Source organism: Alteromonas sp. (assembly GCF_984505615.1).
Genome location: NZ_CFHOXV010000013.1, coordinates 1 through 18,215 on the forward strand (window position 1 = coordinate 1; position 18,215 = coordinate 18,215).

The window sequence follows — 18,215 nt, forward strand, 5'->3', positions numbered from 1 at the left end:
CCCGTTATCGACATTTACTGTTGCAATAACGAGGCGGACCATACATTTTTGTGTCTGCAGATTTTTCATACCGGGGTCATTATCTGCTGAGCAGCACCGGTTGCGGACTGAGAACAGTCTCTTAAATACTCCGGCTTGCGGCAGACTGTCGCAAGCCGGCAACAGATTACTGAGGTTGAGGCTGGCTGACGACGACTTTTGTCGCTATTTCACGGATTTCATTTTCCATGCCGCTGATACGGCCTGCCAGACTGTTGTTACGGTTTTCCAGAACTGAAATCTTGTCAGACAGGCTCTTAACCGTTTGCGCCTGTGATGCTTTATCACCGGCCGCCTGTTCAAGCTGAACATTAAGGGCAAGAATTTCATCAGCCAGACCACTTAACTGGTTGTTTAACGAAACCACCTTACTTTGCTGGGCTTTTAAATCTTCAGCGACCGCAGTAACCGACTTCTTCAGTCCGTTTTCTGTGGCGTTAAGTTTATCACCTAAATCCGTGATTTCTTTCTGATTACGGCGCCAGGCTGAGGCCCAGAGCTTATCCATCTGATCCCACAATTCATTGCTTTTGTCCGTCAGCTCACTCACTTTCACCTGCAGCGCAACAGTGGATTCACCCATTTCTTCGCCCGTTGCAGAGAGTTTTCTTTCCAGCTGGGCGATACGTGAATCAGCATCTTCAGCAGCGATTTGTTGTTTCTGCAGTTGATCATACAAGTAATAGCATCCGCCACAGCCGGCCAGAGCCACCACGGCGACAAGGGCAATCCACAATCCGTTACCGCCACCGCCACTTTTTTCAGAAACAGGTGACGCCGGCTTTTTGGTGCCTGACGGTGAACTTGTGTCCGCTTTAATGGTGTGCGCAGCGGTGTACTTTTTTTGCTGGTAGTCGCGGCGATCTTCATCATCCAGTCTGATGGTAGGAAAATCATCGTTTCTTGAATCGTTAGACATACTTACTCTTTTGAAAACTCAACTTCAGGTGATTAATCTTGCTAATAAGGAAGATGGTATCCTTAATCCCATACCAATACCATTCTCCGCGGGAAATAACAATGCACGCAGGGTGCATTGTTATTAAATTCCCACAAGTTACAGCAAAGGGCAGGCCAGTTTGCTGTTTATGGCTGCTAACTAGCCGGTTAACGACTTATTTATCACCAATCCACTGAACACGGTAGAGATCGCGACGTCTGTCCAAATAGTTACGGACGGAGCCTTCATTTTGCAGTTTGGTGAGCTTGTCGAGATCAAGATCTACAATAAGCGTCATCTCGGTGTTCGGTGTCGTCTCAGACACAATGGCATCGTGAGGGAACGAGAAATCAGACGGTGAGAACACGGCAGTTTGTCCGTACTGAATATCTACGTTGTCTACTTTCGGCAGGTTGCCCACGCTGCCGGCGATGGCTACATAACACTCGTTTTCAATGGCACGGGCCTGTGCACAACGACGTACCCGCAGATAGCCGTTCTTGGTATCTGTCCAGAAAGGAACAAACAGGATCTGCATTTCCTGTTCGGACTGGATGCGGGCGAGTTCAGGGAACTCCACGTCATAACAAATCAAAATGCCAATTTTACCAAAGTCTGTGTCAAAGACATTCAGGGCGTTACCGCCTTTCATGATCCAGTCTTTCTTCTCATGGGGGGTAGGGTGAATTTTATACTGACTGTCTATGGTACCGTCGCGGCGGCACATGTAACTGACATTATATAATTCTTCGTCTTCCACAACCGGCATTGAACCGGCAATGATCGTAATGTTGTAACTCACCGCGAGATGAGAAACGGCAGTAAGAATTTCGTCTGTATAGCTAGCCAGATGCCAGATGGCATCAATGGATTCCTGTGATTCACTAAGTCCCATCAACGGTGCATTAAAGAACTCGGGAAACAGCGCAACGTCGCAACCATAGTCTGATAAAGCATCCACAAAATACTCTACCTGTTGCAGTAACTCTTCAACATTCTCAAAGTAACGCATTTGCCACTGAATACAGCCGATGCGGGCATTCGATTTCTTGCCGCCGAATAAACGTGGATTACCCGGTTCATAATAGATATTGTGCCACTGAAGCAGTGTGGCATAACCCCGGGAGGCTTCATCTTCCGGCAAATAGGCCTTCAGAATTTGTTTTACCTCGAAACCGTTGGATAACTGAAAGGTTAAGATAGGGTCATAAATGTCTTTCGACTTCACCGCTTCAATGTATTCATACGGCGTCATTTCGTGACTGTGTTTGCCGTAATTCGGAATGCGGCCGCCAGCCATAATAGACTGCAGATTCAGATTCCGGCATAACTCTTTCCGCGCTTCATATAAGCGCCGGCCAAGTCGCAGTCCGCGGTAATCCGGACATACAATGACTTCTACTCCGTAGAGCACATCACCGTTAGGATCGTGGGTGGTGAGGTATGCGTCACCGGTAATCTCGTCATAGGTATGTTTGTCGTCAAACTGGTCGTAATCCACAATAACTGAAATGGCAAACGCAACCACTTTGCCTTTATCTTCGATACAAATCTGGCCTTCAGGAAAGGTGGTAACCTGGGCTTTGTAATTTTTGAATGGCCAGGCGCCTCCCACGTTGGCGTAAACCTTGTCCATCAGTTCTTTCACATCATCATAGTCATCCAGCGTTAAGTTACGCAGTTCCAAATGATGCTCTGTTTCTTCGTTATGATGAATATCCTGACTCATTAAATTCGCCTTACTCTCTGTTTTTACTACACCGGATGTATACACCATGGCAGAAAGAAAAGATCCTTTCCATCGCCTTGTCACAGTGGTTAAAAATTGATTGCCAAAACCACTTTTCCGTCGTATAAGTCCGCCAGTTTTTTTACTTACTCAAACACAATAATGACTGCACTTCTGGCTGATGACATTCCTGTCGACACGTCGCTTTTTACCCGTATCGCGGATGACATTTATTCGCAGGGTTACAGCGTACAAGAATATGCTTTACCCGAAGCATTGGCGAATGCTTTATTTTTGCAAAACAATGCGATGAGTGAAGCTGAGTTTCAGGCTGCCGGCATAGGCCGCAGTACTGACTTTCAGGAAAACAGTTTTGTACGGCGGGATGAAATTTGCTGGATAGACGGCTCGTCAGCGGCGGGTGCTGACTGGCTGTCGTGGACTGCACAACTTAAACAGTTCCTTAACCGTAATCTGATGCTGGGTCTGTATTCCTTTGAAAGCCATTTTGCCGTGTATCAACCCGGAGCATTTTATAAACGTCATCTCGATGCCTTCAAAGGTCAGGCGAACCGTGTTCTGTCTCTGGTCACTTACCTGAATCCGGACTGGCAGGAGGCTGACGGCGGTCAGTTGGTCATTTATACCAGTGAAGAAGACAAAACCGGTATTCGCGTATTACCTAAATTCGGTACCGTTGTGGTGTTTCTGAGTGAGGAGTTTCCTCATGAAGTATTACCGGCTACCCGCAGCCGGTCGTCTATCGCTGGCTGGTACAGGGTTAACGGCACCATCGGTGACGTCATTGACCCTCCTCAGTAACCAGAAGATTCATCGCTTCTTTGTAATCAAGGTTTATGATGGCAGTGATAATGGCTTCACTGCCGGCCTTACCGTACTTGTCTTCCAGTGTTTTCCGGTAAGGTTCAACGTCGCTCTTGCGCAAATAATGATGGTTTTTAACGGCCAGAATTAATTCATCCAGTCCGGCTTTCGTTTCCCCGGCCTCCGGTTCAATAAAGGGTTTACAGGCTTTCAGCGCCTTACCGGTATTGTTGTATACGATATTAAATTCTTTTCTCAAATCCCGCGTTGACTGCAGTTTACCTGATTTGTGCAAGTGCTCCGCTTCTTTAACCAGGGTTTCCAGCCGGGTGGCCCCGATGGACATGGATAACCCTTTCATCGTGTGCAGGCGCCGGCCAATCTTTTCATCGTCGCCATGCTCACTGAGTTCTTCATCAAATTTGGCAAAATGAAGATGGAAGTTTTCCAGCAAACCCAGATACGTCACTACATCATTTCCCAGTCTGCCTGTGGCGGCGTCAATGTCGAAGCCAATCAGTGTGGTCGCCAGAGCTTTGCGGATAGCTGCATCATCCTGATCCTGTTGATCCCGGGGCAACCTGACGACTGAATCTGCTCTGGCGATTTTTTTGACCAGTACTCTTTCCAGTAGTTTGTATAAGTCTTCTCTGACTACAGGTTTGGCAATATGTCCGTCCATACCGGTCGACACCACTTTTTCTTTATCCGACTCCATCACAGCAGCAGACATGGCATAAATAGGAATGGTTTTACCCACCGGTAAGTCGCGAATTTTGCGGGCAGCGGTAAATCCGTCCATATTCGGCATCTGCAAATCCATCAACACAATATCAAAGGGTTTCTTCTGAAACTTACTGATGGCTTCAACACCATCTTCAGCCACGACTACTTCCAGCCCTACAGCATTTAACAACTCTGTCGCGACAAACTGGTTTGTTGGATGGTCTTCCACAAGCAGTACAGATGCGCCGCTGAACATCAGTGGCGGTTTTTCTTTTATCCTGTCTTTTAATGTGTGATTGCGATTTAAAATAGCGGTAACGGATTCTTCAAGGTCGGACAACACAAAAGGCGTGACCAGCCAGGCCGATGCCGTGCTTAAAATAATATCACTGGCTTTTTCATGAAAATGGCTTTCAGAACTTAAAAAGATAACGCCCTTCCTTATCATATTATCGTGCTGATTGCTGAGCAGCGCCTCCATGACTGTGCCTTTTTCTGTATTATTCAGTGTTGTCATATCAATCATAACTATGTCGAAATCCGTATCCCATTTCTGATGCAGATAATTGTGATTGTTGACAATGCTGACCTCGCAGCCCACAGAGGTAAAGTACTGCTCTATAACAGGAATATGTCGGGATGAATTCCCGATAATCAATGTCCTGGCATTCAGCAATTTTCCTTCCAGCGTGGTGGCATGATGTGCGTCAGCGATAAGAGGCAGGGTGAGAGTAAATGTACTGCCTTCACCCGGCGCACTTCGTACAGTCAATGAGCCGTTTAACAATGTGGCAAGGTGTTTACAAATTGACAGGCCCAGACCGGTGCCGCCAAACCTGCGGCCAATAGAACTGTCAGCCTGAGAGAAAGACCTGAACAGACTTTCAAGCTTCTCCTTATCAATGCCGATGCCGGTGTCAGATACCGCAAACTTCACCATATACGTGCCGGATACGGGGCTGAGTTCAGCGGTTACAGACAGGGTAACTTCCCCTTTTTCAGTAAACTTAATCGCATTACCTAACAGGTTGTTGATGATTTGAGCAATGCGTGTGGCATCACCGATAACAAACCGGGGAACGCTTTTTCCAACGTCTGAATCGATAAACAGGTTCTTTTGTGTCGCCGTGGTAGAGAACAGGTGCAGGCTGTTTGACAACATTTTGTAGAGATCAAAAGGCGTGTTATCGATTTCCAGTTTGCCGGCTTCCAGCTTAGAGTAATCAAGAATATCGTTGAGGATTTGCAGTAAAGAGCGGGATGAAGCCTGCACTTTTTTCAGATATTCCCGCTGCTTATTACCCATTTCCATTTTCAGCACCATGTCTGTTAATGCGATAACAGCATTCATGGGGGTGCGGATTTCATGGCTCATGTTGGCCAGAAATTCACTTTTAGACTGATTGGCATCTTCAGCACGGTCTTTCAGTGATAACAGATTGTCCTGCATCTTTTTCAGTGGTGTGATATCCAGAAAAGACCCCATGATTTTAAGTGGCCGGCCTTTGTCGTTTCTGTCGAAGACCACGTCCTGTGCCATTAACCATAACCAGTTTCCGTTGACGTGTTTCACACGGTACTGGAGGGTGTACACATTACCGTCGGTAGGATCGCTGAGCAGATGATGGAAATGATGTTTTACCTTGCCCAGGTCTTCGGGATGGATCAGCGAACTGATACCTCCATTGAGATTATTGAGCTGTTCAAGAGAATATCCGGTAATTGCAGTATAGCGGTCGTTAACAAACTGATTTTTTCTGTTTTTTACATCGAAAATGTAGACGCCTGCAATGGAAGCGTTAATTGCTCTTCGCGTAATGCTTTCACTTTCAATGAGCTGTCCCTGAAACTGTTTCGCTTCAGTGACATCTTCAAACATCACGACCAGCTTACCCGGGGAAGTATGAAACAAATACAACTGAAGACTCTGTACACCGGGAACAGGGAGGGTAATTTCGGTTTTAATCGTCTTTTCACGGCCTTCTGCGACAGATTGCATTTTTGCTGTCAGCGCAGACTGTGAAATAAATACATCAGACTCGCATGCAGATAGCAGTTCGTCAGCAATAGTATTGGATTTCAGCAAGGAAAACGTGCCTTGCTGATAGTGATAAAAATGGACCCCCATAGGCATATGTTCAATGAGACTGTCGGTGGTAGAACGGCTGGCCGCTAGTGCCTGCTCATTGTGTAACCGTTCGCTGATATCCTGTACAGACACATAAACCGTGTGCGCATCGTGTTGCGCGCGGTTGAGACGGATCTCCAAAGGCACAGGGCTGCCATCTTTTTTATAACCGGTCACTATCCGGTTCATGCTCAGTGCTGCATCAATGGCGCTGCCATCGATAAATTGTTGCATGAGTTGATCATGTTTTTCCGTGAACTCAGTTGCCACCAACAGATTAATATGGCGATTTTCAAGTTCATCCTTTTCATAACCAAAAATAGAGCAGGTCGCTTTGTTAGCAACAGTAATAATACCATCAGAAGCCAGCACCATGATGCCCACATGGGCACTGTCCGTACTTTCACGCAATATTAAATCCTGCTGGTGTTCATTTTCCAGGCGTAAATTTTCCAGTTTTGCATTACTGGCGTCTTCCATCGCTTTTTTTAACTGATTAACGTTTGGTAATTGCAGAGCGGCAGGAATGGAACTATATACTTTATAGGCGGTAATACACGAAACAATGGCGGTGACGAATTTGGCAATACCATGGAGGCCGTAAGCACCATGCCAGATGACGAAAATACTGATGAGATGCGTCACACCACACAAGGCGATGAACAGAGAGAAAAGGATTAAAATACCTTTGAACTTTAGATCGCTTCGTTGCCTGACAAAGTAATAAATGGCGACGGGAATTGAGAAATACGCGACGGCGATGAGAAGGTCAGAAATGACATTCAGCCACAATATTTCCGGATTCCACAGGTAGCAGTGACCGTGCGGCATAAAGTTGGTACGCAATAAATTATCAAGTACGTTGGACATAAAAAGTCGTTTTGTTCGCCATGTATTTCATAATAGAAAGGTTTTTGTATTACTGCGAGTTGTTATTGGTTTAAGAAACAGGATTTCACAAAATGCCCATATCACGTTCCCGCGTGCTTATTGTCGATGATGACATTACGACAATCAGGCTGATCGCCGAAGCACTTGCGACAGATTACGAAGTGATTATTGCAACGGATGCAGAGGACGGCCTGGAACAGGCTATTTCGACTGAGCCTGAGCTTATTCTTCTTGACGTACTGATGCCGGAAATTAACGGTTTTTCTTTGTGTCGTAAATTAAAGTCTGACGAGCGCACCCGCCGTATTCCCGTTGTGTTTGTTACCGGTTTAACCGAAGTCAGTGACCAGGCTAAAGGTTTTGAAATCGGTGCGGTTGACTACATTACCAAGCCTATTGAGGTGCCATTGTTACGGGCGCGGGTAAAAACCCATGTGCGCCTTTACCGGCAAACCATGCAACTGGAGTCGCTGGCCGCCACAGATCCCCTCACCGGGCTTTCTAACCGGCGCAAGTTCGATGAGAGTCTTGCCCATGAAATTGAGCGTTGTCAGCGTAGTCAGAGCGAACTGGCATTGCTGATGATCGATATAGACGATTTCAAAGCCTATAATGATAAATACGGCCACGGTAAAGGTGACGATTGCCTGATCACCGTAGCTAAATTACTTAAAGACAATGCACGCAGGGGAACAGATTTATGCTGTCGTCTGGGCGGGGAAGAATTCGGTATTATACTGGGTGAAACCGACAGAGCCGGCGCAATGACGCTTGCTGAGCATATCATTTCTGTATTCAATGAGTTAAAACTACCTCATGAAACGGCCTCTGCGTTTCCTTTTCTTACTGTGAGTATAGGTGTGTCGGTTATGGATATGCGCAGTGCTCTGAAAAACCGCGTATACGGCCGTGATTTGGTAGACAAAGCGGATGAAGCGTTATACCGGGCTAAATCTCTGGGCCGGAACCGTGCCGAATTTATGCCTCTGGCATTTCCTATGGTAAAAAAAATAGGATAAAACCCGTAGCCGGTCTGCTTCATCATTGCTACTAAAGTCGTAACAGTTTATTGTAACGGTAAATATTGCGAACTTTACACAGATGGCAGGCCGCATTTCATTCCGGTGAAACGGAATTAACATGGTGAGTGTGTGCAGCCACTGAACAGGGAAGAAACGCAAAGGCATTCGGATTAGCAGTAAGATTGGATACACAAATTGGAAAAGTTTCCTCCACTTGTCCCCGCAGAAGAGTTAAAAGTCCTGATTATCGATAATCAGGGTCTGGTTCATGATGTTATCAGCAACGCCTTAAAAGAAGTCGGCATCCGCCGTGTGGACAGTGCATTTAATGCCTTTCACGCTGTTCGCCTCTGTGAGCAGAACACCTATGACTTTGTCATGATCGCTTTTAATGTGAGTGTAGATAAAGACGGCTTTCATTTGTTTGAAGAGCTCAAGCATCACCGCCATATCACAGATAAGACCACGGTTATCTTTCTCAGTGCCGAAACCAGTCAGGCGCTGGTGAACTGCATTGTTGAGTTGCAGCCTGCAGATTTCTGGGTCAAACCGCTGGACCGCAACCGTATTGAACAACGGCTGCGCTATCTGATTAACATCAGAAGTAAGCTGCATAAGCTGCAATGTTGTCTTAATCAGCAGGACTATTCTACCGCTGTTTATTACGCAGAGCGTCAACTGATGGATAAATCCGTCAGCGAATACCATCCCCGCCTTAAGCGTATAATCGGCGAAAGCTACCTTGCATTGCGTGACTACACCACAGCAGAAGTGTATTTCAGGAAACTACTGCAGCAATACGATCATGCCTGGGTGCATATGGGGCTGGCCAGAGCGTTACTTCGTCAGAATAAACTGGAAGAAACTGAAACCCTGGTGGAAGACTTGCTGCAACGTGATGATACCCGCTTCCTCACATACGATTTACTTGCACAGTATTACATTGAAAAGGAAGAATTTGATAAGGCGTATGAGCAGATGCGTGAGGCCAGTAAGCTGGCGCCGCGGAATATCGAACGTAACAAACGCTTATGGGATCTTGCCAGGTTAAACCATGACAAGCCCGGTCAGTTAATGGCTGTGCAAAATATGGCAAAGTACGCCAAAAATTCAATTCACGATTCGCCGGAATTGACCCTGAACGTCATGCGTGCAACGCTGGATATGGCTACCACCGCTTCTGCCGGTGACGCTGAAAAGCTGGTGAGAAAAGTTGAAGCAGAACTGGCGGAACTGAGTAAACAGCAGGGACTGGATAAAGTACTGACCGAGCAATTTTCTGTACTCAATGCCAGAGTATTGTGTTTGCGTAATCAGAAAAAATCCGCCGAAGCGATCATGAAGACCAAAAAGCCGGATACGGACGGTCTGTCCATGGAAGACAACCTGGATAAAATGAAAGCGTTCCATGAACTGGGTATGCGGGAGCATTGCCTGGCGCTACTGGAAAAACTGCATAAGCAAATTGCCGGTGATACCTTTACCAGTCAGGTTGTTGACGAATACCTGAAACAGGAATCTATCGAGCGCAAAGAGATTAATTTTACCACCCGTGAACTGAAAGACATGGCTGCGGTGAATTATAAAGAGAACCGCTTTGTGCCGGCGTACAATAATTTGCGACAGGCACTCACGTTATCTCCCGGCAATAAGCAGATCGCGCTGAGCCTGCTCAAGGTACTGGTGCAACTGAATAAGAAAGAACCTTTGAGCGACGAACAGCTGGAGCAGGCTGTCAAAGCTGCTACTACGTTATCCGGCGTTGGCCCGGGAACTACCCAGGCAGAAAAGCGCAACGAATACGTGCACTTGCTGAATATCGAAGAGCAACTGAGCGGGGTTGATGAACCAGCCTCTTCTTTACTGACCTGACACACCGCCCGATGCCGGCTCCTCCGGCTTAGCGGGCGGCAGCTGCTGCTTAGCTGCCGGCATCCCGGGCCGCTGTGCTGTGTTGCGAAATCTTCATTGTATTGTCACTTGATCCCGGCAACATACTTTGCCAAACTATAAATTGCATTTTCCGCTCAAATTCAAATCTAATAATCAGAAAAACTGATTAGGCCTTTCAATATTACCAATTATCTTTTTGAACCCTGCGCGACTATTCTAATCACAAGTCAACGGGGACGGGTTCAACAAACTATAAAGTTCGAACCATGTTTCTGATTAATTCGTAGATACCGTGTCCATTAGTCAACCGGTTGCCCGGTGCGAACGACACACAACAAACTAACTTAATGGAGATTAACCAATGGCAATTATCAACACTGCTATCAAACCTTTTAAAGCAAATGCATTTAAAGACGGTGAATTTGTTGAAGTAAGTAGTGAAGACATCAAGGGTAAATGGGCGGTATTCGTATTCTATCCTGCAGACTTCACTTTTGTTTGCCCAACTGAACTTGGCGACATTGCTGACAAGTACGAAGAGCTGCAAGCCCGTGGCGTAGAAGTATTCTCAGTATCAACTGATACACACTTCACTCACGCTGCATGGCACGCGTCTTCTGAGACCATCGGCAAAATCAAATTTGCAATGATCGGCGACCCTACCGGTGAGATCACACGCAACTTCGATTGTATGCGTGAAAACATGGGTCTGGCTGACCGTGGTACGTTCGTTGTTGACCCTGACGGTATCGTACAGGCAATGGAAATCACTGCTGAAGGTATTGGCCGTGAAGCAGACGACGTAGTACGTAAAGTTAAAGCAGCACAATACGTTGCTTCTCACCCTGGTGAAGTATGTCCTGCTAAATGGAAAGAAGGTGAAGCGACATTAGCGCCTTCATTAGACCTGGTAGGCAAAATCTAAGGTAACGTTGTTTACCAACTCTTTGTGACGGTGCAGGCAACTGCCTGCACCTCCTTAACACTAAGCAAAAGGCAGAATTACCGTGTTAACTAAAGAAATTTTACAGGCATTGAAAGGCTACACCGCGTCAATGCAGAAAGAAGTAACATTCGTTGTCCAGACTGGCGAGCACAGCAAGCGTGGCGAATTGGTTGAATTTCTGTCTGGCGTAGCAAGTGTAAGCGACAACATTAAGTTGGAAGAGCGTGATACAAATGGCGTTTTACGCAGCGCGATAAGCTTCTTACTTGAAGCTGACGGTGAAGATACCGGTATTCGTTTCTCCGGCATCCCGGGTGGACACGAGTTTAACTCGTTAATCCTGGCAATCTTACACGCGTCAGGCACAGCGCTGAAAGTAGACGACAATCTGCAAAACATCGTTAAAGGTGTCAACGAGCCGCTGCACTTTGAAGTGTTCATCAGCTTAAGTTGCCATAACTGTCCTGATGTTGTGCAGGCGCTGAATCAGTTTGCATTGTTAAACCCTAACATCACATCTGAAATGATTGATGGCGGTGTTTATCCGAAACTGATTGAAGAAAGAGACATTCAGGGTGTACCGAGTGTTTACTTAAACGGCGAATTATTCGCTAACGGCAAGGTAGATGCGTCTACTCTGCTTGATAAACTGTTAGAGCGCGACCCGTCGCTGAAAGAAGCGAACAAGGGCAAGAGCATGCCGCTGCAGGACGTAACCGTGATTGGTGGTGGTCCGGCAGGTGTGAGTGCCGCAATCTACAGTGCACGGAAAGGCTTAAACGTGACCATCGTGGCCGACCGTTTCGGTGGCCAGGTAAAAGATACCATGGGTATCGAAAACTTAATCTCAGTGCCGAAAACCACAGGACCCGAACTGGTGGGCAACCTGATGGAGCACATGAAAGATTATGACATCACGTTGAAAGAGCACGTGAAAGTCGAAAACATTGAACGTGGCGACATTAAAATCGTGGCGTTGTCATCCGGCGAAGAAATTCGTACCCGCTCTATCATTGTGGCCACAGGTGCCCGCTGGAGAGAACTGGGTGTACCGGGTGAGAAAGAAAACGTAGGTAATGGCGTGGCATACTGTCCGCACTGTGATGGTCCTTTCTTTAAAGGAAAAGATGTAGCTGTTATCGGCGGGGGTAACTCAGGCATAGAGGCTGCTCTTGACCTGGCAGGTATCGTGAAGTCTGTCACCGTGTTCGAATTTATGCCAACGCTGAAAGCTGATGATGTTCTGGTTAAGCAGGCAGAAAAGCGTGACAACATTACCATTCTGCGCAATGTAGCGACGAATCAGATTGTGGCAGAAAACGGCAAAGTAACGGCCATTGAGTACACAAATCGCGAAACGCAGGAAGTGACCACGTTACCGCTGGCAGGTGTGTTCGTCCAGATTGGTCTGGTACCGAACAGTCAGTTCATGCAAGGTGTCGTGGATATGACCAAACACGGTGAAATCATCGTTGATAACAAGTGTATTACTTCTGAGAAAGGCATTTTTGCAGCCGGCGACGTCACCACCGTGCCGTACAAGCAGATTGTCATCTCAATGGGTGAGGGGGCAAAAGCATCATTGTCTGCCTTTGAATACCTGTTGACTCACGAAGTCCCTGCAAACGAACAGGCAGGTGCATAACGCATCGCAATAAAGAACTGACCGGCATCCTGTGATGCCGGTTTTTTATGTCCGCCGTACTGCGATAGTTATTCCCGCCACGCCCAGTCTGCATGCTGCAAACCCAGCAGGGTAATAAACTGGGAGTAATCGTTTTTGCCCATCGCCATGGCAACGGTTTTAAATACCGACTTTGCCCGGGAAGCTTTTGCCTGAAGCAGTTCAAGGCGTTTCTCTGAATGGCTGTCGAAGCGGCTGGCGAGGATGTCGTCTATTTTATTCACGGTATGCCAGTACGCCAGAACGTTGCTGATAAGCTTCTGGTAAATGCTCACCAGTCTTTTGTCCTTGAATACGTTTTCCAGTCCGGCACTGCTCACAGCCTGCTGAAAAGAGTGCACCGTTTCATGCTCAATCATGCCTTCCAGCGCTGACAGTTCTCTGAGTAAATCATTCAGGTATTTTTGATGTTCAGCACCGGCGTAAAAACCGCTTTCCTGCATTTCGATATCACTGAGAAGGATATCTATATTCACCAGGTGCCGCTGTGTCGTGGCGATCATTACAACATCAGAATAAAGAAAATAATCAGTGAGCATACACGAATTTCCCGCGTAAAGGGTAGGGGGAACCTGATAAACCCTCACTGATCCATAAACAGATCTGCATATTGATTGACAAAAGCGCTTATTTGATTTAAAAACCGACCAGTTGGTTTGTTTTGGAAGAATGATGACAGAATCAAAAGCGGATACGTCGCGAAAGCGTATTTTGGATGCTGCCACAGAAATTGCTATTGAACAGGGGCCCAAGGTACTTACCCTGGACAACGTGGCAAAGCGGTGCGGAATGAGCAAAGGTGGTGTTATGCATCACTTTAAAAACAAAGATGCATTACTGGCCGGTATGGTGGAAAGCATGATTGGCATGATGAAAACTGAACTGTGTGAAGTTGAGAAAGCCCATGCTGATGCGTTACCGGTGACTAATTTGTTGCGTACCCGTCAACGTGCACACGAAAAACTTGCTGTACATCAGGCCAAAATTTTACTGGTCGCGGCGGTGGAAAATCCGTCGTTATTGTCTCCCATGCTCGAAATGATGCAAAGCAAACGTGAAGAAATTGAACAGCACGACGCGGTGGTTGAAAGCACCCTGTTGTGGCTGGCGGCTGATGGACTAAGCTTTCAGGAGCTGATGGACATCAGTCCGTTCACAGCAGAAGAGCGCATTGCCCTGCGCGGGAAATTAATTAATAGAGCGATTGCCTTAGAGGAAGCACGAAATGAACATCAGGATTAAATTACCGTCAATTATGGCAATCGCAGCAGCATCTGCGGCTTTTCTGCTGGCCGGATGCAGCGGCGAAGCACAGGAACAGAAAGCGCCGCCGCCACCTTTGGTTCAGGTGTATGAAGTCGGCGCAGACGATCAAACAGTTGTCAGACACTTTGTTGCCAGAGTGGATGCTCTGAGTACGGTGGACTTATCTTTTCAGGTAGCCGGACGCATAAACCAGCTGGCAGACCGTCAGGGGGTTGTGGTGCCGGAAGGTGAATTACTGGCCGCACTGGATCCGCAGGATTACGAGCTGGCCCTGAAACAATCTGAAGCCAGTTTCCGCAAGGCAAAGTCTGATTTTGAACGTGGAAAACAGCTGCAGAACGATAATTACATCAGTCAGAGTGAATTCGATGCTCTGGAAACCGCATATGAAAACGCGGAACTGGCTGTTGAGAATGCCGGCATCAATATCGAATATACCGAACTGCACGCGCCTTTCGATGCGCTGATCACTAACCGTCTGGTTGAAAAGTTCTCGTATGTGCAACCGAATCAGTCTGTGCTGCGGGTACAGAACATTAATTATCTGCGGGTTCATGTGAATGTGCCTGAGCAGCTCATGCGCTACGCCGTGGAAGAAAACCCGGTGTACCAGGCGTATCTTGAAGATGAAGACGGTAATCTGATTTCGGGTGATGACGGCAAACCGGTAACCTTAAGTTATCTGGAGCATAAAACTGAAATTAATACTTCAACGCAAACTTATCAGGTGACATTTAAATTGCCCCGCCTTGAGCATCTGGACTTGCTGCCGGGTATGGTGCTGACCGCGCGCATTGTCGTGGCAAACCCCATCGGGCCGGTCGGTCTGTGGGTGCCGGTAAGTGCCGTTGATACGTCGGGTAGTGAAGACTTTGCGGTATGGCGGCTGGAAGGGGATAAAGTGGTTTATCACCCGGTGACAGTAGGTCTTATCCGTGATGATAAAGCGCAGGTAACATCAGGACTGGAGGCCGGTATGCGGCTGGTGGCTGCGGGCACAGACAGCCTGCAGGATGGTATGACAGTACGGGAATTTAACAAGGAGAAGCCTGTACTATGAAAATCGCCACTTATTCAATTAAGAATCCGCTGACAGTATGGCTGCTCATGCTGATCTGCCTGATTGGCGGTGTCACCGGTGTCGTTGCCATTGGCAAGCTGGAAGATCCGGCTTTCGCGGTGAAAACCGCTATTGTGACTACCACGTATCCCGGCGCCACTGCCGAGGAAGTGGAGCTGGAAATTACCGAACCGCTTGAATCTACTATTCAGCAGCTGGCCCAACTGGGTGATATTACCTCCCGATCCTTGCCTGGTCAGTCTCAAATCACGGTGGAAATCCGTGACGACTTCAACAGTGACAATTTGCAACAGGCGTGGGATGAATTGCGCCGCAAGGTGTCTGCGGCAGCTATGAAATTGCCGTCAGGAGCAAACAGTCCGGTGGTGAATGATGACTTCGGCGACGTATATGGCATGTTTTACGCCGTGGTGGCTGAAGGCTTTTCAGACCGTCAGCGTCAGGAACTGGCTACACGGTTAAGACGTGAAGTCCTCACTGTGCCGGGCGTCACGCAGGCGCAACTTGCCGGCGTGCCGGAAGAAACCATTTATGTGGAAGTGACGCAGGAAAAGCTGGCCAGTCTGGGAATTTCCATGTCCAGTATTGCCAGCGTGTTTCAGACCGAAAGTGATATTGCCAATGCGGGCAGCATGCGTCTGGGCGAGCGCCGGATCAGGCTGGTTCTGCCTGCCGGTGATGATTCCGAAGAAACCATTAAAGGTTTGAAGTTCGGTGTGCCCGGCACCACCGAACAACTGCACATCGGCGACATTGCCCGTGTGTACCGTGTGGAATCTGAATCGCCGTCACAGGTTGTCAGACACAACGGTCACGAAGCGTTTACTCTGGCCATTGCCGGTCGCAGTGACCGGAATATTGTGGATATTGGTCACGCGGTAGAAGCGCACCTCGATGAACTGCGTAGCCACTTACCCCTTGGCGTGGATATTCTGCCAATTTATGAACAGCATATTGTGGTAGATACGGCCATCAGCGACTTTCTGGTGAACCTGGCAGCTTCTGTTGCCATTGTTGTTGCCGTACTTTTGCTGGTCATGGGCTGGCGCGTGGGCGTTGTGGTTGGCGGTACATTGCTGCTTACGGTACTCGGTACCGTGCTTACCATGTGGATATTTGAAATCCAGATGGAGCGGATTTCCCTTGGCGCACTCATTATCGCCATGGGGATGCTGGTGGATAACGCCATTGTTATTGCCGAGTCTATGTTGTTAAGTATGCATAAAGGCCAGGATTCGGTATCCGCTGCCGAAGACGCGGCGCAGCAAACCCAGTACCCGCTGCTGGCCGCCACCGTCATCGGCATTCTTGCCTTTGCCGGTATCGGACTCTCACAGGATACCACCGGCGACTTCATGTTCTCGCTGTTCGCGGTGATCTGTATATCACTGCTGCTCAGCTGGATTCTGGCTGTTACGGTAACACCTCTGCTGGGGCACTACCTGTTTACCCAAAAAGAAGCTGGTGAAGATGCCGGTCACTATGACGGCGGTGGTTACCGCTTTTACAAGGGGTTGCTGGGTGCAGCGCTGCGCTTTCCCCGCATTACCGTACTCGTGCTGGTTGCCACGACGGCGGTAAGCGTAATGGGTTTTGCGCTGGTGAAACAGTCCTTTTTCCCGCCGTCAAATACGCCCATTTTCTATATTAACTATACCTTGCCTCAGGGCAGCGACATCCGTGCTACTGAAGCTGACATTGCTGATATAGAAGCACTGGTGAAAGCCCGTGACGAGGTGGTAAACGTAACCAGTTTCATCGGTATGGGCGCCAGCCGGTTTATGCTGACGTATTCACCGGACCTGCCAAACCCGTCATTTGGTCAGTTAATTGTGCGCACGCATAACCGTGAAGAAATACCGCTGGTGATGAACGAATTGCGGGCGCAAATTCGTGAACGGCACCCTCAGGCTGATGTATTTACCCAGCGTTTATTCTTCGGTCCGGCTACCGGTGCGAAAATAGAGGCGCGCTTTAAAGGTAATGATTCTGCCATGCTGCGGGAACTGGGCGCAAAAGCTGAAGCATTAATGCGTCAGGAGCCTACCATTACCGATGTGCGTCAGGACTGGCGTCAGCGCGAATTCACCATCTATCCGGTAGTGGATGAGCAGAAAGCGAAAATTGCCGGTCTGTCGCGTACTGATATTGCAGACGCAACGGAATTTGCCACGGTAGGTAAAACCGTAGGTATTTATCGTGAAGACGAACGTCAAATCCCGGTGGTGATCCGTCCGCCTGTGTCAGAGCGTCAGAACATGGACTGGCTCAGAGACCGTTTGATATGGAGTGAAGTGCAACAGGACTTTATCCCTATTACACAGGTAATTAAAGAGTTTGACGTGCAGGCACACGACGGCATTATCAAGCGCCGTAACCGCGTGCGCACGCTGACCGTTCAGGCAGAACCTGCCGGCGATTATACCGCGGAGGAAGCCCGCCGGAACGTGGCTGCCGTGATTGAAAACATGCCTCTGCCGGACGGCTACAGTTTTGAGTGGGGCGGTGAGTTTGAAAGCTCCCGCGACGCGCAAAAAGCGCTGGGACAGCAGTTGCCGCTGAGTTTTCTTAGTATGATCCTGATCACCGTATTGCTGTTTAATGCGGTCAGGCAGGCATTGCTCATCTGGTTTATTGTGCCTATGGCGATTTGCGGTGTTACAGCAGGCCTGGTGTTTACCGGCATGCCATTCAGCTTCACGGCATTACTCGGGTTGTTAAGTCTGTCGGGCATGCTGATTAAAAACGCCATCGTACTGGTGGATGAAACCGATCTGCGCCGCAAAGAGGGCGGAGCACTGAGAGACGCGATCGTCGGTGCCAGCCTCAGTCGTGTAAGACCGGTGGTGCTTGCCGTGTTAACCACTGTACTCGGCATGATCCCGCTGCTGTGGGATGCGTTCTTTGCAAGTATGGCTGTGACTATCATGTCCGGTCTGACCTTTGCCACGTTACTCACGCTGGTGGCGGTACCGGTATTGTATTCGCTGTTTTTCAGTGAGAAGGACATGGGTCACTGATTACGACTGATTTGTGTGTGAGTGT

12 protein-coding genes are annotated in these 18,215 nt (G+C 48.1%); 8 read left to right on the plus strand and 4 right to left on the minus strand.

Annotated features, from left to right (window positions below):
• Positions 1–166 precede the first annotated feature (166 nt).
• Together AC4PME_RS09590 and AC4PME_RS09595 are read right to left on the minus strand one after the other, a co-directional pair.
• Entirely contained in the window at positions 167–958 is a 792-nt protein-coding gene (locus tag AC4PME_RS09590; protein ID WP_491046129.1) for a hypothetical protein, read from the minus strand.
• 196 nt (positions 959–1,154) lie between these two features.
• Positions 1,155–2,708, minus strand: coding sequence for a bifunctional GNAT family N-acetyltransferase/carbon-nitrogen hydrolase family protein (locus AC4PME_RS09595; protein ID WP_303574325.1), 1,554 nt, complete (start codon positions 2,706–2,708; stop codon positions 1,155–1,157).
• A 162-nt stretch (positions 2,709–2,870) separates the two neighbouring features.
• On the opposite strand from AC4PME_RS09595, the gene AC4PME_RS09600 reads away from it, so the two are divergent.
• Positions 2,871–3,530, plus strand: coding sequence for a 2OG-Fe(II) oxygenase (locus AC4PME_RS09600; protein ID WP_119501023.1), 660 nt, complete (start codon positions 2,871–2,873; stop codon positions 3,528–3,530).
• On the opposite strand, the gene AC4PME_RS09605 is transcribed toward AC4PME_RS09600, so the two are convergent.
• Positions 3,511–7,257, minus strand: a complete 3,747-nt coding sequence (locus AC4PME_RS09605) for a PAS domain S-box protein (protein ID WP_491046128.1) — start codon at positions 7,255–7,257, stop codon at positions 3,511–3,513. The two genes, AC4PME_RS09600 and AC4PME_RS09605, sit on opposite strands and share 20 nt — an antisense overlap.
• A gap of 92 nt (positions 7,258–7,349) precedes the next feature.
• Here AC4PME_RS09605 and AC4PME_RS09610 point away from each other — a divergent pair, with 92 nt between their 5' ends.
• The 4 genes from AC4PME_RS09610 (at position 7,350) to ahpF (ending at position 12,784) form a co-directional block, all read left to right on the plus strand.
• Positions 7,350–8,297: a diguanylate cyclase domain-containing protein gene (locus AC4PME_RS09610; protein ID WP_491046127.1), complete on the plus strand. Its 948-nt coding sequence runs from the start codon at positions 7,350–7,352 to the stop codon at positions 8,295–8,297.
• A 198-nt stretch (positions 8,298–8,495) separates the two neighbouring features.
• A complete protein-coding gene (locus AC4PME_RS09615; RefSeq protein WP_491046126.1) occupies positions 8,496–10,172 on the plus strand; it encodes a response regulator in 1,677 nt (558 codons plus the stop codon).
• 382 nt (positions 10,173–10,554) lie between these two features.
• Positions 10,555–11,118 carry an alkyl hydroperoxide reductase subunit C gene (gene ahpC, locus AC4PME_RS09620; protein ID WP_119501027.1) on the plus strand — a complete coding sequence of 188 codons (564 nt, stop codon included), beginning with the start codon at positions 10,555–10,557 and terminating at the stop codon, positions 11,116–11,118.
• Between the two features lie 82 nt (positions 11,119–11,200).
• Positions 11,201–12,784: an alkyl hydroperoxide reductase subunit F gene (ahpF, locus tag AC4PME_RS09625; protein WP_491046125.1), complete on the plus strand. Its 1,584-nt coding sequence runs from the start codon at positions 11,201–11,203 to the stop codon at positions 12,782–12,784.
• 68 nt (positions 12,785–12,852) lie between these two features.
• Here ahpF and AC4PME_RS09630 read toward each other — a convergent pair whose 3' ends face one another.
• Positions 12,853–13,362 (minus strand): hypothetical protein, encoded by a 510-nt coding sequence (locus AC4PME_RS09630; RefSeq protein WP_490709076.1) that lies wholly within the window; start codon positions 13,360–13,362, stop codon positions 12,853–12,855.
• Positions 13,363–13,495: 133 nt separating this feature from the next.
• Here AC4PME_RS09630 and AC4PME_RS09635 point away from each other — a divergent pair, with 133 nt between their 5' ends.
• The 3 genes from AC4PME_RS09635 to AC4PME_RS09645 are packed head-to-tail and all read left to right on the plus strand — an operon-like array spanning position 13,496 to position 18,190.
• Positions 13,496–14,065: a TetR/AcrR family transcriptional regulator gene (locus AC4PME_RS09635; protein WP_491046124.1), complete on the plus strand. Its 570-nt coding sequence runs from the start codon at positions 13,496–13,498 to the stop codon at positions 14,063–14,065.
• Positions 14,049–15,149, plus strand: a complete 1,101-nt coding sequence (locus tag AC4PME_RS09640; RefSeq protein WP_491046123.1) for an efflux RND transporter periplasmic adaptor subunit — start codon at positions 14,049–14,051, stop codon at positions 15,147–15,149. The genes AC4PME_RS09635 and AC4PME_RS09640 overlap by 17 nt, the downstream gene beginning before the upstream one ends.
• Positions 15,146–18,190, plus strand: coding sequence for an efflux RND transporter permease subunit (locus AC4PME_RS09645; protein ID WP_491046122.1), 3,045 nt, complete (start codon positions 15,146–15,148; stop codon positions 18,188–18,190). The genes AC4PME_RS09640 and AC4PME_RS09645 overlap by 4 nt, the downstream gene beginning before the upstream one ends.
• The last annotated feature ends 25 nt before the right edge of the window (positions 18,191–18,215 follow it).

What these genes read in the sequence shown, in the direction of transcription:
- AC4PME_RS09590 (WP_491046129.1), bottom strand. Translation starts at nt 958, where the DNA reads ATGTCTAACGATTCAAGAAACGATGATTTTCCTACCATCAGACTGGAT.
- AC4PME_RS09595 (WP_303574325.1), bottom strand. Translation starts at nt 2,708, where the DNA reads ATGAGTCAGGATATTCATCATAACGAAGAAACAGAGCATCATTTGGAA.
- AC4PME_RS09600 (WP_119501023.1), top strand. Translation starts at nt 2,871, where the DNA reads ATGACTGCACTTCTGGCTGATGACATTCCTGTCGACACGTCGCTTTTT.
- AC4PME_RS09605 (WP_491046128.1), bottom strand. Translation starts at nt 7,257, where the DNA reads ATGTCCAACGTACTTGATAATTTATTGCGTACCAACTTTATGCCGCAC.
- AC4PME_RS09610 (WP_491046127.1), top strand. Translation starts at nt 7,350, where the DNA reads ATGCCCATATCACGTTCCCGCGTGCTTATTGTCGATGATGACATTACG.
- ahpC (WP_119501027.1), top strand. Translation starts at nt 10,555, where the DNA reads ATGGCAATTATCAACACTGCTATCAAACCTTTTAAAGCAAATGCATTT.
- AC4PME_RS09630 (WP_490709076.1), bottom strand. Translation starts at nt 13,362, where the DNA reads ATGCTCACTGATTATTTTCTTTATTCTGATGTTGTAATGATCGCCACG.
- AC4PME_RS09635 (WP_491046124.1), top strand. Translation starts at nt 13,496, where the DNA reads ATGACAGAATCAAAAGCGGATACGTCGCGAAAGCGTATTTTGGATGCT.
- AC4PME_RS09640 (WP_491046123.1), top strand. Translation starts at nt 14,049, where the DNA reads ATGAACATCAGGATTAAATTACCGTCAATTATGGCAATCGCAGCAGCA.
- AC4PME_RS09645 (WP_491046122.1), top strand. Translation starts at nt 15,146, where the DNA reads ATGAAAATCGCCACTTATTCAATTAAGAATCCGCTGACAGTATGGCTG.